General features: G+C 58.1%; 15 protein-coding genes. 8 read left to right on the plus strand and 7 right to left on the minus strand.

Annotated features, from left to right (window positions below; translation table 11 throughout):
• The first annotated feature begins 156 nt into the window (after nucleotides 1-156).
• The 5 genes from OQ460_RS16625 (at nucleotide 157) to fabB (ending at nucleotide 7,105) form a co-directional block, all read left to right on the plus strand.
• Nucleotides 157-2,277 (plus strand): TonB-dependent receptor plug domain-containing protein, encoded by a 2,121-nt coding sequence (locus OQ460_RS16625; protein WP_410018500.1) that lies wholly within the window; start codon nucleotides 157-159, stop codon nucleotides 2,275-2,277.
• Nucleotide 2,278: 1 nt separating this feature from the next.
• Nucleotides 2,279-3,211, plus strand: a complete 933-nt coding sequence (locus tag OQ460_RS16630) for an ABC transporter substrate binding protein (RefSeq protein ID WP_410018501.1) — start codon at nucleotides 2,279-2,281, stop codon at nucleotides 3,209-3,211.
• Nucleotides 3,208-5,109, plus strand: coding sequence for an ATP-binding protein (locus tag OQ460_RS16635; RefSeq protein ID WP_410018502.1), 1,902 nt, complete (start codon nucleotides 3,208-3,210; stop codon nucleotides 5,107-5,109). The genes OQ460_RS16630 and OQ460_RS16635 overlap by 4 nt, the downstream gene beginning before the upstream one ends.
• Nucleotides 5,110-5,357: 248 nt before the next feature.
• Nucleotides 5,358-5,873, plus strand: a complete 516-nt coding sequence (gene fabA / locus OQ460_RS16640) for a 3-hydroxyacyl-[acyl-carrier-protein] dehydratase FabA (protein ID WP_410018503.1) — start codon at nucleotides 5,358-5,360, stop codon at nucleotides 5,871-5,873.
• A gap of 11 nt (nucleotides 5,874-5,884) precedes the next feature.
• Complete coding sequence (gene fabB / locus OQ460_RS16645; protein ID WP_410018504.1) at nucleotides 5,885-7,105, plus strand: beta-ketoacyl-ACP synthase I; 1,221 nt, start codon at nucleotides 5,885-5,887, stop codon at nucleotides 7,103-7,105.
• A gap of 81 nt (nucleotides 7,106-7,186) precedes the next feature.
• Here fabB and OQ460_RS16650 read toward each other — a convergent pair whose 3' ends face one another.
• Both OQ460_RS16650 and OQ460_RS16655 read right to left on the minus strand, forming a co-directional pair.
• The gene (locus OQ460_RS16650; protein ID WP_410018505.1) at nucleotides 7,187-7,651 is read right to left on the minus strand and encodes a DUF3859 domain-containing protein; all 465 of its coding nucleotides are present in this window, start codon (nucleotides 7,649-7,651) and stop codon (nucleotides 7,187-7,189) included.
• A gap of 84 nt (nucleotides 7,652-7,735) precedes the next feature.
• Entirely contained in the window at nucleotides 7,736-8,758 is a 1,023-nt protein-coding gene (locus OQ460_RS16655) for an amidohydrolase family protein (RefSeq protein WP_410022032.1), read from the minus strand.
• A gap of 122 nt (nucleotides 8,759-8,880) precedes the next feature.
• On the opposite strand from OQ460_RS16655, the gene OQ460_RS16660 reads away from it, so the two are divergent.
• Entirely contained in the window at nucleotides 8,881-9,297 is a 417-nt protein-coding gene (locus tag OQ460_RS16660; protein ID WP_410018506.1) for an OsmC family protein, read from the plus strand.
• Nucleotides 9,298-9,360: 63 nt separating this feature from the next.
• Nucleotides 9,361-10,227: a pirin family protein gene (locus OQ460_RS16665; protein ID WP_410018507.1), complete on the plus strand. Its 867-nt coding sequence runs from the start codon at nucleotides 9,361-9,363 to the stop codon at nucleotides 10,225-10,227.
• An 89-nt stretch (nucleotides 10,228-10,316) separates the two neighbouring features.
• On the opposite strand, the gene OQ460_RS16670 is transcribed toward OQ460_RS16665, so the two are convergent.
• The 4 genes from OQ460_RS16670 to OQ460_RS16685 form a co-directional block, all read right to left on the minus strand.
• On the minus strand, nucleotides 10,317-11,045 hold the full coding sequence (locus tag OQ460_RS16670) for a dienelactone hydrolase family protein (protein WP_410018508.1): 729 nt from the start codon (nucleotides 11,043-11,045) through the stop codon (nucleotides 10,317-10,319).
• 65 nt (nucleotides 11,046-11,110) lie between these two features.
• On the minus strand, nucleotides 11,111-13,015 hold the full coding sequence (gene htpG, locus OQ460_RS16675; RefSeq protein WP_410018509.1) for a molecular chaperone HtpG: 1,905 nt from the start codon (nucleotides 13,013-13,015) through the stop codon (nucleotides 11,111-11,113).
• A gap of 90 nt (nucleotides 13,016-13,105) precedes the next feature.
• The gene (locus tag OQ460_RS16680) at nucleotides 13,106-13,570 is read right to left on the minus strand and encodes a PaaI family thioesterase (RefSeq protein ID WP_410018510.1); all 465 of its coding nucleotides are present in this window, start codon (nucleotides 13,568-13,570) and stop codon (nucleotides 13,106-13,108) included.
• On the minus strand, nucleotides 13,567-14,043 hold the full coding sequence (locus OQ460_RS16685) for a PaaI family thioesterase (RefSeq protein WP_410018511.1): 477 nt from the start codon (nucleotides 14,041-14,043) through the stop codon (nucleotides 13,567-13,569). Before OQ460_RS16685 ends, OQ460_RS16680 begins: the two co-directional genes overlap by 4 nt.
• A gap of 157 nt (nucleotides 14,044-14,200) precedes the next feature.
• Here OQ460_RS16685 and OQ460_RS16690 point away from each other — a divergent pair, with 157 nt between their 5' ends.
• Nucleotides 14,201-14,464 carry a hypothetical protein gene (locus tag OQ460_RS16690; RefSeq protein ID WP_410018512.1) on the plus strand — a complete coding sequence of 88 codons (264 nt, stop codon included), beginning with the start codon at nucleotides 14,201-14,203 and terminating at the stop codon, nucleotides 14,462-14,464.
• Between the two features lie 128 nt (nucleotides 14,465-14,592).
• On the opposite strand, the gene OQ460_RS16695 is transcribed toward OQ460_RS16690, so the two are convergent.
• Nucleotides 14,593-15,333, minus strand: a complete 741-nt coding sequence (locus OQ460_RS16695) for a DUF599 domain-containing protein (protein ID WP_410018513.1) — start codon at nucleotides 15,331-15,333, stop codon at nucleotides 14,593-14,595.
• Nucleotides 15,334-15,455: the final 122 nt, after the last annotated feature.

The following is a 15,455-nucleotide window of genomic DNA, read 5'->3' on the forward strand; positions in this document are numbered from 1 at the left end:
ATACGGGCCGACCAGACGGCGGCCAGCCCCCCCTTGATTTCCCGCGTTCTGTCGGAAAATGGCCGAATAGCCCACAGCAATTGCACGCCTGGCGACTGGCAAAAGCGCACACCTCAGTTAACATGGGCGGCTATCCGTAATTATCAAGGCCGAGCCGTGTATTTGGGCCCTCCTCCTCGCTCATCCGTTCTTCTGGCACTGCTGGTCAGCACCCCGTTGCTGGCCGATGACCTGTTCCTCGACAGCCAGCCGTTGCCGCAAGTACTGACCGCGACCCGACTCAAGCAGTCGGCCGCAGCCGTGCCCGGCAGCATGACGGTGCTCGACAGTGAACTGATCAAGGCCAGCGGTGCGCGGGACATCTCCGAATTGCTGCGGCTGGTGCCGGGGATGATGGTCGGCTATACCACCGGGAACCAGGCCTCGGTGAATTACCACGGCACCAGCGCCAGCGAAGCCCGGCGCCTGCAAGTGCTGATCGATGGCCGCTCGGTGTATCGCGCAGGCCTGGCTACCGTGGACTGGAGCGATATTCCAGTGGCCATGGAGGACATCGAGCGCATTGAAGTGTTCCGCGGGCCGAATACTGTCAGCTATGGCGCCAACGCATTGATGGCGGTGGTCAATATCCTCACCCGCTCTGCGGCCAACAGCCAGGGCACGCGGATGAAAATCACCCGCGGAGCACGCGGGATCAACGACTGGTACGCCAGCCAGGGCCTGGGCTGGGACACCGGCAGCCTGCGCCTGTCGTTGTCTGGGCAACAGGATGACGGTTTCGATAGCGACGACGTCGGCGCGGCTTCCCCTGACAGCCGGCGTCTCAATCGTTTCAGCCTCGCGGTCAGTCAGACGCTGAACCAGCAACAAAGCATCGATTGGCAACTGAGCGCCAAGGAAGGAACCAACCAGCGGCCTTATACCTACGAGCCAGTGTTCTCCGGAATTACCGACGGCGGTACGGACTCCGATGTCAGCGCCAAGGATTACGCCGCCTCCCTGCGCTGGAATTTCGATTTCAATCCCGACCATAGCCTGTACATCCAGGGCTCTGCACAACAGTGGGATCGCCGGCAGATCTGGAAAGCCTGTGATGCCAAAGTTTCGTTCAGTCCCCAATTGACCCAACTGTGGCAGCTCAACTCCAATTATGCCGAGCGCCTGGCGCGGCATATGGAGAACTACGAAAACGGCGGCCCGCCACCCGGCACAGCCGCCGAGCAGGCGCTGGCGCAACAAGTCTTGCAACAGTGGAATGACGGAGGCAAAGACAGCGTCTGCGGGAATATCGACCAAAGCACCAAGGAAAGCCGCTTCGACCTGGAAGTACAGGACACCTTCAGTCTGTCCGACAGCCTGCGCCTGGTCAGCGGCATGAATTACCGTTACGACCGCGCCGACTCCGAGACCTATTTCAACGGCACCCTGGACGACACCACCTGGCGCCTGTTCGGTCACCTGGAGTGGCGGGCCAGCGAACATTGGCTGGTACAGGGCGGCGCGATGTACGAAAACACCGACCTGAGCGGCAATTCGCTCACGCCAAGGGTCGCGGTCAATTACCTGATCAACCCGCGCCATGGCCTGCGGGCGGTGTATTCCGAAGCCATCCGCTCGCCGGACATGTTCGAAAACAACGTCAACTGGAGTTACCAGGTAACCAACCTCAGCTCCCCTACCTATGGGCAGACTTCCGGCCAGTACTTCGTCAAGACCCGCGGCCCGGGCAATCTCGACAAGGAACTGATGCGTTCCCGGGAACTGGGCTATAACGGTTATTTCGCCGATCAGGGACTGAACATCGACGTCAAGCTGTTCTACGACGAGATCAGCGGCATGATCAGCGAGCCGTTGCGCAATAACCAGTACATTGCCAGCAACAGCAACACATCGCGTTTTACCGGCGCAGAGACCCAACTGGACTGGCATGTGAGCACGGCTGACCGACTGCGCGTGACCTATGCCTATGTCGATGCCCGTGCCAGCAACCCGCTGGACCGACAACAAACGTCGCGCAACAGTGGCTCGGCTGGCTGGATGCGTGAATGGGGCCACGGCTGGTCCAGTGCGCTGTTCTATTATGGCAACGATGCGCTTAACCAATACCGCTTTGAACGGGTCGACATGCGCGTGGCCAAGCGCCTTGCCCTGGGCAAGGCCAATCTGGAGCTGGCGGGCATGTTGCAACAGCGACTCGATCATCAGCCCACTACCTGGCCGCAAAACAATTACGACCAGCGCCACGTACTCTACTTCAGCGCGGAGTTAGAGTTCTGATATGAACCCAGCTCAGTCACGGATGACCTCTTTCTTCTACGCCAGGCTCTGGCGCAGCTGCCTGCTGCTCGTCAGCCTGCTGTCGAGCGCACAAGCCTTGAGCGCAGAAATCCTGCTGGCCGCTGCCGAGGACAGCTCGGGTGTACAAGCCTTCACCCAGGCACTGGCCCAGCAGCGCCCCAAAGATAACGTCATCTTCAAGCCGATCAAGGATCTGCCTGCGCCCGGCCAATTGCCTGCCGCCACCCGCCTGATCCTGCTGGATCTGCCCAGCCTGGACTGGCGCCTGCAAGACAGCCGGGGCCCTGCGACCCTGGTGCTGCGCATCAGTCGGCTGCAAGCCCAGCAACGCCTGGGAGGTCGCTTGCCAGACAAGATCAGCCTGCTCTGGAGCGACCCACCGCTGGACAGGCAACTGCGCCTGATCGCCAGCATCCTGCCGCAATACCGACGCATTGGAGTGCTTTACGGCAAGGACAGCGAATTCCTGTTGCGAGAGCTACGCCAGTACGCCGAGCCCCTGGGCCTGGAAATCGTGTCTCAGCGCTGGGAAGACACCAATGACAGCCGCCCGCTACAGACCTTGTTCAAACACAGCGATGTGTTGCTGGGTCTGGACGACACGTATTTGTACAACCCGAAAACCGTAAAAAACCTGCTCTTGAGCAGCTACGCCCGGCAGCTTCCGTTGATCGGTCCCAACGCTGGCTTCGTCAGGGCCGGTAGCCTGGCCAGTACCTACAGCGATCAGGGCGACTGGCTGAAAGTTCTCGAACGCTTACTGGATCAACCACCCACCCACTGGCCGCGCGCCCTGTACCCACAGCACTTCAAAGTCGTGGGCAACCCGCAGGTAGCACGCTCGCTGGGGATCGAACAAGTGGATGAGAACGCCGTCGCGACCCGATTGGCCGAAGGAGAGAAACGCCCATGACCTTGCGTCGCCGCTGGGACATCAACACGCGTACCCAGATCATCACCCTGGGCCCGGCCCTGCTGTTGACGCTGCTATTGATCAGTTTCTTTACTTTCGTGCGCCTCCAGGACCTGCGTCAGGAACTGGACCATACCGGCCAGTTGATCGCCAACCAATTGGCGCCCGCCACCGAATACGGGGTAATTTCCGGCAATAACGATGTACTGGAAAGTCTTCTGCGGGCGACCCTGGCTACGCCGCATGTGCGCTTCCTGGAGATTCAGGACAGCTCGGAAAACATCTTGGTATATGTTGAGCAGCCTACGGAAAAGCACGATCGCTCATTGTCGGTAAAGGTCTTCCAGGCACCGATTCGCCTGCAACATATCCAACTGGGCAACGACTTTTTCCAGGACAGCATCGAGCAGCCCAAAGCACCAAGGGCCGATTACCTGGGTCGGGTGATTGTCGGTATGTCCAACGACGCCTTCAGCCAACGCCAGCAGGAAATCCTTTTCAAGGCCGGGATCCTTGCGTTGTTTGCCCTGCTTTTCACTTTTCTCCTGGCCCGGCGCCTGGCCGCCAGTCTGTCGCAACCCATCAGCGCCATGGGCAATGCGGTCAAGGCGATCCAGCGAGGGGACTACAAGACCCCACTGCCTATCGTCGATGACTCAGAACTGGGGGACTTGTCGCGCCACATCAACAATCTTGCCGAAGGCTTGCACCAGGCCAGCCGCGAACAGCATCAGGCCATGGCCCAGCTGATCCAGACCCGTGAAGAGGCCGAGCGGGCCAACAGCGCAAAATCCGACTTCCTGGCCATGATGAGCCACGAACTGCGCACGCCGATGAATGGCGTACTGGGTATGTTGCAGTTGCTCGAAACCACCACCATGACCGACGAACAAACCGAATATGCCGCGCTGGCATCGGAGTCCACCGAGCATCTGCTCAAAGTCATTAACGACATCCTCGATTTCTCGCGTATCGAGCGTTCGGCCCTGGAGTTGGAGCACATCCCGTTCAATCTGCTGGAGCTGATCCAGAGCTGCATCCAATCCTTCCAGCACAGCGCCATACAGCGTGGCCTGGCGCTGGAGTCATCGATTCCGCCAGGCATGGAGCCGTTACAGGTCCAGGGCGATCCGACCCGCATCCGCCAGATTCTGGTCAACCTGATAGGCAACGCGCTGAAATTCACCGAGCAAGGCGCTATTAGTGTCGAACCACACTGGCAAACCCTGGACCATGAGTTGCTGTGGTTCACCTGTACTGTGCGCGACAGCGGAATTGGCATCTCGACCGAACGCCTGGAATTGATGTTCGACGCTTTCCAGCAAGCCGACAGCTCCATTTCACGGCGTTACGGGGGCACCGGCCTGGGCCTGCCCATTGCCCGCACGCTGGCCGAACGCATGGGCGGCACATTGCGCGCCCAAAGCGACGAAGGCCAAGGCTCGGTATTTACCCTGGAAATTCCGCTGGCGATCTACCAACAAAGCCTGCCGGTCATTGCGCCGGATATCCAAGGCAAAGCCAGCGCGGGCGACGGGCGCAATGTACTGCTGGTGGAAGACAACCCGGTCAACCGCACTGTCGTCGAGGCCATGTTGCGCAGCCTGGGATTCGAGGTCAGCATTGCGACCGATGGCGCCCAGGCCATTCGCAGCGCCGAAAGCCTGATCTTTACCGCGATCCTGATGGATTGCCGCCTGCCGTTGATCGATGGCTACGAAGCCACCCGACAGATTCGCCGGCTGCCCGGCTGTGCCGACCTGCCGATCATTGCGTTGACGGCCAACGCACTGCAGGGCGACCGGGAAGCCTGCCTGGCGGCTGGAATGAACGACTACCTGGCCAAGCCGTTCAAACGCACGGATTTGCAACAAATCCTACAACGCTGGGTTCATTAGATGATTACCGGCAGCCAACTGCGACTGGCGTGAAAGACGAAAGTGCGGCAGTCTTAGGCACCCGAACGGACCTGTAAAAAGGTCAGGTTTAAAATTTCAGTGCACAAGTGTACATTCATGTCCTTGATGCTGTGACTTTCACTACAACGCAATAGTCTACGTGTAGGCTGCCGATAAGAGGCAAGCACGCTTCAGTCGGTCGGGAAGATTTACCCTACCCTGCCGCATGGGATTATTGAGGAGCTCGCATGACCAAACAAAACGCCTTTACCCGGGAAGACCTGCTGCGCTGCAGTCGCGGTGAGCTGTTCGGCCCAGGTAACGCGCAATTGCCCGCCCCGAACATGCTGATGGTAGATCGCATCACCCATATCAGCGAAGAGGGTGGCAAGTACGGCAAAGGTGAATTGGTCGCCGAGCTGGATATCAATCCGGACCTGTGGTTCTTCGCCTGCCACTTCGAAGGCGATCCGGTAATGCCAGGCTGCCTGGGCCTTGACGCCATGTGGCAACTGGTCGGTTTCTTCCTCGGCTGGCAAGGTCTGCCGGGCCGCGGCCGCGCCCTGGGTTCGGGCGAAGTGAAGTTCTTTGGCCAGGTCCTGCCGACCGCCAAGAAAGTCACCTATAACATTCAAATCAAGCGCGTCCTCAAGGGCAAGCTGAACCTGGCCATCGCCGATGGTTCGGTGAGCGTCGACGGTCGCGAGATCTACACCGCCGACGGCCTTCGCGTCGGCGTGTTTACTTCCACTGACAACTTTTAAGGGTTATCCGCATGCGCCGCGTCGTTATCACTGGTCTGGGCATCGTTTCGTGCCTGGGCAATGACAAAGAGACCGTCTCCGCTAACCTGCGTGCAAGTCGCCCTGGCATCCGCTTCAACCCGGAATATGCCGAAATGGGTCTGCGTAGCCAGGTTTCCGGCTCCATCGACCTGCCCCTCGAAGAACTGATCGATCGCAAGATCTATCGCTTCGTCGGCCACGCCGCAGCTTATGCCTACCTGGCCATGAAAGATGCAATCGCCGATTCCGGCTTGAGCGACGACCAGGTGTCCAACGTGCGAACCGGCCTGATCGCCGGTTCGGGCGGCGCGTCCACCCTCAACCAGATGGAAGCGCTGGACATCCTGCGTGAAAAAGGCGTCAAGCGCGTCGGTCCGTACCGCGTCACGCGGACCATGGGCAGCACCGTTTCCGCGTGCCTGGCCACCCCTTTCCAGATCAAGGGCGTGAACTACTCGATCTCCTCCGCTTGCGCCACCAGTGCTCACTGCATCGGTACCGCGGTCGAGCAGATCCAGCTGGGCAAGCAGGACATCGTGTTCGCCGGCGGCGGTGAAGAAGAGCATTGGAGCCAATCGTTCCTGTTCGACGCCATGGGCGCGCTGTCGACCCAATACAACGAAACCCCGGAAAAGGCCTCGCGTGCCTACGATGCCAAGCGTGACGGTTTCGTCATCGCCGGCGGTGGCGGCATGGTGGTGGTCGAGGAGCTGGAACACGCCCTGGCCCGTGGCGCGAAGATCTACGCGGAAATCGTCGGCTACGGCGCCACCTCCGACGGCTACGACATGGTCGCACCAAGCGGCGAAGGCGCCATCCGCTGCATGCAGATGGCCATGTCCACCGTTGACACTCCGATCGACTACCTGAACACCCACGGCACTTCGACTCCGGTCGGCGATGCCAAGGAAATGGAAGGTGTTCGCGCGGTATTCGGCGACAAGGCACCGGCCATCAGCTCTACCAAGAGCCTGTCTGGCCACTCTCTGGGCGCCGCAGGCGTTCACGAAGCGATCTACTGCCTGTTGATGATGGAAGGGAACTTCATGGCAGGTTCTGCCAACATCGACGAACTGGATCCGGCAATTGCCGACATGCCGATCCTGACCAAGACCCGTGAAGATGCCAGCATCAACACCGTGATGAGCAACAGCTTCGGCTTCGGCGGCACCAATGCCACCCTCGTGCTGAAACGCTGGCAGGGCAAGTAAGCCTCGCAGCTCGATCCCGTGAAAACGCCCCGATTCCGGGGCGTTTTTTTTGGCCTTGGGAAAAGCGTCCGGCATATCGACTCAGCGAACGGTAAAGCTCTTCTGCGTCAGCAGGCGGTCACCCTGGAACACCATGAAGCGCCACTCACCCGGCACCACTTCATACTGCTCCGTGAATTCATAAGCCATTACGTCCTGTGGCGCGCCAGGCACCAGCTTCTGGGTCACTTCAAACTTGTCATGCCGCACCCCATCCGCGGTGCGGATGCCGGGAGTGAAGTAAAGCAACGTCAGCGGCGTGTCTTCAGCGACTTTTCCGAGCAACTGGTAGCGCAGGCCAAATTTAGTCCCCAGTTTCGCCGGCACCTCGGTGGTGGGCTGGATCTGCTCATTGCTGCGGCGTAGCACGCGTTCCCCCGACTGCAGTTCGGCTTTCGGGCCTTCAAACACGCCGTACTCCACCGGCCCTTCGATACGGACTTCGGCGCTGGCCAAGCCGCTGATCATCATCAGCGCCGCCAGGGCGCTTAAACGGGTTAGGTGCATAGTGCGCTCCTTGGTTGAGATGGCGGGAGCTTATGACACCGGTGTGACGGGAGAATGACAATCTGTGCGGCGTGATCGGAGCGCCTACAGAGATTTCGGCAGAATGGAGAGGAAATTATCCCGTGCGACCTTTCGCGCAACGTCTTCAGGCAAAGCATCAAGGAACGGATCAAAGCTGTGCATTTTCTCGCCCAACTTGTTGAAACGCCCTACCACATCGGAGCCAATCATGAAGCGCTCCGGGAAGCGCTCTACCAGCTTGACCCACTCGGGCCTGGGTTTGCCCGCCTCGTCCAGCAAATACGGCGTGAGCACGCTCCAGGACAGGTCGATGTACAAATTGGGATAGGCTTCCAGCATCCGACTCAGGGTTGGCAACAGAAACTCCAGCTGCGTCTGGTGCCGATGAATCTCCATGCTCGTGCCGGCATGTGCCCAGATAAACCGCGTATGAGGATGATTACGCAGCGGCTCCTCGATTTCCGCCAGGTACAGCGGGTTGCGCTCACGCTTGGAAGTGATGTTGGAGTGCAGCATCACCGGCAAGTCGTTTTCTGCAGCCAGATGATAGATCCGGGTCATGGCTTCATTATTTGCCCGTGGCGTGTCTCCCGATGTCAGCGCGGTCAGGTCGTCGTGTCGAGTGAAAACCTCGCCGATGCCCTGCCAAAGACCGGGATTAAGGTCGAGCATACGCTGGATATGCGCGGCGGAATTCTTGTCGTTGGGGTTGAACCCCGCCAGGAACGGGTGGAAGCGCTGGCGCTGCTCGGGTGAGAGCTTGTTGACCGCTGCCGCAACGATCACATCGGTGGCGCTATACCAATAGGCATCAGCATCATCGCCGGCGTAGTAACGCGGGCGCTTGGGCTCGTCCTCGTGCCATTTTTTTGCGACCGGGACGCCAGAGATCATCACATGCTCGATGTGATTGTCGGCCATGGCCTTGAGCAGCTTGTCCATGCCCGCCGTTTCCTGGAAGAAATCAACGTAATGCAGGTGTACGTCGCTGTAGGCATAGTCGCGAGCCTGTGCAGCGCAACTGATGGCAGCGAACAATAGGGCAACGCTCAAACGGGTCCAGGGCACGGGAAACTCTCGATATATGACGATAAAAAGTAGACCGCACGGCAACCGCTAGGGTTCAGCGATAAAAAACACGGAACACCCGCGTGCCAGCATGCTCTATAACTGCATGATCTTCATCCCGCCATCTTATGAGGTTCGCCATGCCTGTTACCGTAAACACACTGAACGCCGACAACTTTCGCCATAGCGTCAATATCAATAACCATGAGCTGTTTACCGACCTGCCCAAGAGCCTCGGTGGCGACGACTCGGCGCCCTCCCCCCATGACTACTTCGACGCGGCCCTGGCGTCGTGCAAAGCCTTGACCGTCAAGCTCTACGCCCAGAAAAAAGACATCCCGCTGACCGGTGTGACTGTGGAAGTCACCCACGACGCCACCGAGGAGCAAAAGGGCAAATACAAACTCAACGTCAAGCTGACCCTCAAGGGTGTGCTCACCGACGCACAGCGCGATGAGTTGCACAGGGTTGCAGACAAGTGTCCGGTACACAAGTTGATGACCACGGCCGAAGTAACCATCGAGACCAGGCTCTCGGAAGGCGCTTTCAGCCAATAACCCCAAACCCTGTCGAGCGGGTTATGCTCAAGCCATCCAAACCCGCTCAGACTGGGATGCACCATGACCACAATGACCGTGATCCGCCCTCGCCCAGAAGACGTCGAGGGCCAGCCGATCCTGCGCCCGCTGCCTTCACGGCAATGCCGCAGCGTCGGGCCTTTCGTGTTCTTCGACCACATGCTTACTACCCGCTACGCCCCTGGCACCGGAATGAATATTCGCCAGCACCCGCACATCGGCTTGTCGACACTGACCTATCTGTTTGAAGGTGAACTGCTGCACAAGGACAGTCTTGGCTCCGATCAGGTGGTCAAGGCCGGTGACGTCAGCTGGATGACCGCAGGCAGCGCGATTGCCCACGTCGAACGTACACCCGAGGTACTCAAGGCCAACGGCTTCAGCCTGCATGGGTTGCAAGTCTGGCTGGCATCGCCCAAGGACCACGAGACGGGACCTGGACATTACAGCCATCACCCGGCAGCGAGCCTACCGGCGAGCGACAACCTGGGGGTACAGATCCGCCTGATCGCGGGTAATGGGTTCTGCCTCGAATCACCGGTACCGGTGCTATCGCCCACGCTGTATGCCGAAGTGCAGATGCAAACGGCCACGACACTGCTGATTCCCGATGAACATGAGGAACGCGCAGTATATGTACTGGAAGGCGAAGCTCAGTTGGATGGCGAAGCGCTAGAGGCGCACACCCTGGTTGTGTTACCTGGACGGCAGGAGATGACGTTGTTTGCCGAAAGCGATTGCCATCTGGTGATATTCGGTGGCGCGGCGCTGGATGGGCCACGGCGGATCAACTGGAATTTTGTGGCGAGCGATCCGGCACTGATCGAACAGGCGCGGCAACGGTGGGCAGCTGGGGATTGGCCGACGGTGCCCGGAGAAACTGAAAGAATTGAATTGCCTGTCAGATAACTATCGCGGGCAAGCCCGCTCCCACATTCGAATTCGGTCAACTGTGGAAGCGGGCTTGCTCGCAAAAAGGCCAGAACAGGCGCTAAGATTCAGCCCTTGAACACTTCATCCAACAGGTTATGCATCGACCGGAAGGCCCGCTCAGCGGTCTTCGCGTCATACATCATCTTGCCCGGCACATTGGCTTGCGGGTCGGTGAAGGAATGCACCGCACCGCCATAACTAAGCAACTGCCAATCTACATCCGCCGCGTTCATTTCATCTTCGAACGCCGGCAATTGCTCTTTGGGTACCAATGGGTCGCTAGCGCCATGCAACACCAACACTGAACCTTTGATGTTCTTCGCATCTGCCGGGTTCGGCGTATCGAGAGTGCCGTGGAACGAGACCGCAGCCTTGACCGGCGCACCGGTACGGGCCAGTTCCAGGGAACAGCAGCCGCCGAAGCAAAAGCCGAAGGTCGCCAGTTTCGACGTATCGACCGCAGCCTCAGTCTGCCCTTGCAGTTGCTCGAATGCCGCCTGCATGCGTTTGTTGAGCAACGCACGGTCATTTTTCAACGGCATCATTGCCGCCCCGGCTTCATCGCCATTCGACGGGCGCACTTTTTGCCCGTAGAGATCGGCGATCAACACTACATAGCCCTTGCCGGCCACGGCCTTGGCGATCTCTTCGGCACCTGCGCTGACGCCCATCCAGTTCGGCGCCATCAACAAACCCGGTCGCGGCTCCTTCTGACTGGCATCAAACGCCAGGCGGCTTTCATAAGACTGACCATCAATCTGATAGACCACAGAACGTACGGTGACTTGACTCATCATCTTCTCCAGCTAGGATCACTAGAACGAAAAAGCCCGCCGAAGCGGGCTTTTCTCCATCAGTGCTAAACCGACAACTCAACCAATAACTTGTTCAGTCGGCGCACATACGCGGCCGGGTCTTTCAAGCTGTCGCCGGCAGCCAGAGCTGCCTGATCGAAGAGAATGTGCGACAGGTCGCCAAAACGCTCTTCGCTCTGCTCGCCGTCGAGTTTCTCGATCAATGGGTGAGCCGGGTTGAATTCGAAGATCGGCTTGGAGTCCGGAACCTTCTGGCCGCTGGCTTCGAGGATCTGGCGCATCTGCATGCCCAGGTCCTGCTCGCCGATGGCCAGGATCGCCGGGGAGTCGGTCAGGCGGTGGGAAACCCGCACTTCGCTGACGGCATCGCCCAACGCAGTCTTGATTCGTTCGACCAGACCCTCTTTGGACTTGGCCACTTCTTCAGCAGCTTTTTTGTCTTCTTCCGAATCCAGGTTACCCAAGTCCAGGTCGCCACGAGCGACATCGACAAAGGTCTTGCCGTCGAACTCGCTGAGGTAGCTCATCAGCCACTCATCGATACGGTCGGTGAGCAGCAGTACTTCGATGCCTTTCTTACGGAAGACTTCCAGGTGCGGGCTGTTCTTGACCTGAGCATAGGTTTCACCGGTCAGATAGTAAATCTTGTCCTGACCTTCCTTGGCGCGAGCCAGGTATTCAGCCAAGGACACGATCTGCTCGCCGTCTTCCCCCTGGGTGGAGGCGAAGCGCAGCAGCCCGGCGATTTTTTCCTTGTTGGCGAAATCTTCTGCCGGACCTTCTTTCATGACTTGGCCGAAGTTTTTCCAGAAGCCTTTGTATTGCTCCGGCTCGTTCTTCGCCAGTTTTTCCAGCATGTCGAGGACACGCTTGGTCAGCGCCGACTTCATCGAATCAATGATCGGGTCTTTCTGCAGGATTTCCCGCGATACGTTCAGCGACAGGTCGTTGGAATCCACCACACCCTTGATGAAGCGCAGGTACAGCGGCAGGAAGGACTCTGCCTGGTCCATGACGAACACACGCTGTACGTACAGCTTGAGGCCTTTAGGGGCTTCACGCTGGTACAGGTCGAACGGGGCGCGCGCCGGCACATACAGCAGGGAACTGTATTCCAGCTTGCCTTCGACCTTGTTATGACTCCAGCTCAGCGGGTTCTCGTAGTCATGACCGATGTGTTTATAGAACTCCTGGTATTCCTCGTCCTTGATCTCGGTACGAGGACGGGTCCACAGGGCGCTGGCGCGGTTGACCACTTCCCACTCCGCAGCAGGCGCTTCTTCGCCTTCTGCAGCAGCTTGTTCCTTGGGCAACTCGATCGGCAGGGCGATGTGGTCGGAGTACTTCTTGATGATGTTGCGCAGGCGCCAACCATCGGCAAACTCGTCTTCACCGGACTTCAGGTGCAGGACAATACGGGTGCCGCGATCCTCTTTCTCGACGGTGGCGACTTCAAACTCGCCCTCACCTTTGGACGACCAATGCACACCGTCGCTGGCGGCAAGGCCGGCGCGACGGCTGAACACTTCAACCTGGTCGGCAACGATAAACGCGGAATAGAACCCCACGCCGAACTGGCCGATCAAGTGCGAGTCTTTTTTCTGGTCACCTGACAGATTCTTCATGAAATCGGCGGTGCCGGATTTGGCGATGGTCCCCAGGTGGGTGATCACATCGTCACGGCTCATGCCGATGCCGTTGTCTTCGAGGGTGACGGTTTTCGCGTCTTTGTCGAAGCTCACGCGGATTTTCAGCTCTGCGCCACCTTCCAGCAACTCTGGCTTGGACAGGGCTTCGAAACGTAATTTGTCGACAGCGTCAGAGGCGTTCGAGATCAATTCGCGAAGGAAAATTTCCTTGTTGGAATACAGCGAATGGATCATGAGGTGCAGCAGCTGCTTCACCTCGGTCTGGAAGCCCAGGGTTTCCTTTTGAGTTTCCACACTCATGGTCATCAAACTCCAATTTGGATGGCAATGGCCGCCCCCTTGAGGGTTGGCGGCGGGTTGTCATCAAAGTTGGGGGCTAAGACCAGAATTTCAAGGGCAACTGTATTCCGGGATCTTGAAATGGGCGCGGGCCGTGGCGATAGGTTCAGCCTGAGTGCTTTGCCAGGCGTTGATCGCGACATTGGCCACTCGCCGGCCCTGGCGCCACACCTGACATTGGGCGTAGGTGTCGCGAAACTGCCCGGCCCGCAGGTAGTCGAGGGAAAAATCGACAATCTTGGGCATGCTTCTTTCAACGCCGGGCGCACCGGTGAATATCAGCAGATGCAGCGCTGCCGACAGCTCCATAAAGCCCGCAATGACCCCGCCATGGATCGCCGGCAATATCGGGTTACCAATGTTGTCCTTGTTGGCCGGCATGCAAAATAACAACTCGTCGCCCTGGCGCGTGCATTGGATGCCGATCAGCCTGGCGTAGGGTATCTGGTCGAGCACTGCCTTATAGTCACCGCGCCTGTGGGCCTGTTCCATGCGCGTCCTGAATCGATGAGTCATGCCTGCTCTCCCTTGATCACGCTGCCCAAACCCTGCGTGCCCTTGAGCCGCTTGCCCATGCGCATGAAAGTACCCACCACATGGGCAATGGGCTGCTGTGGATCATCCTGATAGGCATAACCACGGGTAAAAATCACATCCTTGGTCACTCGATAGCATTGAGCGAAACCGAACACGGTTTTATGGGGCTCGGCCTGATGCATGTAGTCAATGCGCAAGTCCAAGGTGGGACACACTTCGAACTCTGGCAACACACACAGGGTGGCCATGCCACAGGCGGTGTCCATCAACGAGGTAAGGGCCCCCCCATGGATCACTCCTGTCTGCAGGTCGGCGACAATGTCCAGGCTGTAGGGCAGCAGCAGCGTCATGCCATCGCTACCGGCGTCATGAACCTGAATACCCAGCACCTGACAGTGGCGCAAGGCGGAGACGAAGCGCACGGAACGCTCTAAAATGAGGTTATCGGTCATTCGATAAAGACTCTTATTAGTATTGATTCGACAAAAAAGATAACCCGCAAGAAAGTTCCATGGCGAAATGCCTTATATATCTGTAAGACTAAGGAACTAATGGCCACACCTCATGCTCGAAAGGCCAGTAGATATCTTCAATAAGGAGAAACACCCCATGCGCAAGACTTTAGCCGTTTCCTTGATGTTGGCCGCTGCCCTTGGCCTCGCTGCCTGCGATAAAAAATCCGAGGACAAAGCTCAGGATGCAACTCAACACGCTGAACAAGCTCAAGAAAAAATGAGCGAAGCTCAGGATAAAGTGAACGACGCTGCAAAAGAAAACGCTGAAGCAGCCAAAGCTAAAGCTGAATCTGACGCTGCTGCAGCCAAAGAAGCTGCTGCTGCCGCTGCACCTGCCACACCTGCAACCGGTTCTTGAGTCTGACGACTTGAATACCCTGGCTTGAATAGCCATTTGCAAAAAAAGCCCGCTTAATAGCGGGCTTTTTTTGTCTAAGGTTTACTCTGCCCAGTGCAACCACTGCTCGCGCACCATAGCCGGTCAACTCAGGATGTCGCTTCCTTCGTCGACTCAGGCACGGGGGCCTCCGTCGGGGTGTAGACCATCACTTCCAGGACGTCGGAATGAAACTCCCGACGATATAACACCAGCACTACTCCTGAACTCATCAACATGAACAACCATGGACTGATAAACCAGGCGAGCATGGTCATACCGAAATAATAAGCGCGCAGGCCAAGGTTGAACTGGTTGGCTGCCATCGAAATCACCCGCGCCGCCCGAGAGGCAAATGCCTTGCGCTCCTGTTCAGAAACATGCCGCTCACCAACCATCGGCGCCGAGCCCACCAATACCGCGGCAAAGTTGTATTGGCGCATGCACCAACTGAAAGTGAAGAAGGCATATACGAATACCAGCGCCAGACATAACAACTTGATTTCCGACATGCCCTGGGAGGCTTGCTGCACCATAGGAATATCCGCCAGCAACGACACCGCCCGCTCCGATGCGCCCAGCACGGTCAAGATACCGGCAAGGATAATCAAGGTACTGGAGGCGAAGAACGAGGCATTGCGCTCCAGGTTACCAACTACACTGGCATCCGCGATCCGGTTGTCGCGCAACAGCATCCGACGCATCCAGTCTTCGCGATACAAATGCAGGACGCTGGCCAGGCACGCAGTATCCCGAGCCTTCCAACTTGCATAGCGGGTGTAGCCACCCCAACAAATCACAAACCAGAGCGCGGCAAGCAGATGGATCAAATTGGCTTCGACGAACGACATTCGGTTCCTTTACACGATGAGTTTGGCGAACGCAGAACAATGTGGGAGCCAGCTTGCTTGCTCTCACTTTGAATGAGTTCCAACTTTTGGATTTCGTAACCCTTCGACGTTAGCTCACAGAA

Origin of the sequence: Pseudomonas imrae (assembly GCF_046352735.2) — a bacterium.
Taxonomy (GTDB): domain Bacteria; phylum Pseudomonadota; class Gammaproteobacteria; order Pseudomonadales; family Pseudomonadaceae; genus Aquipseudomonas; species Aquipseudomonas imrae.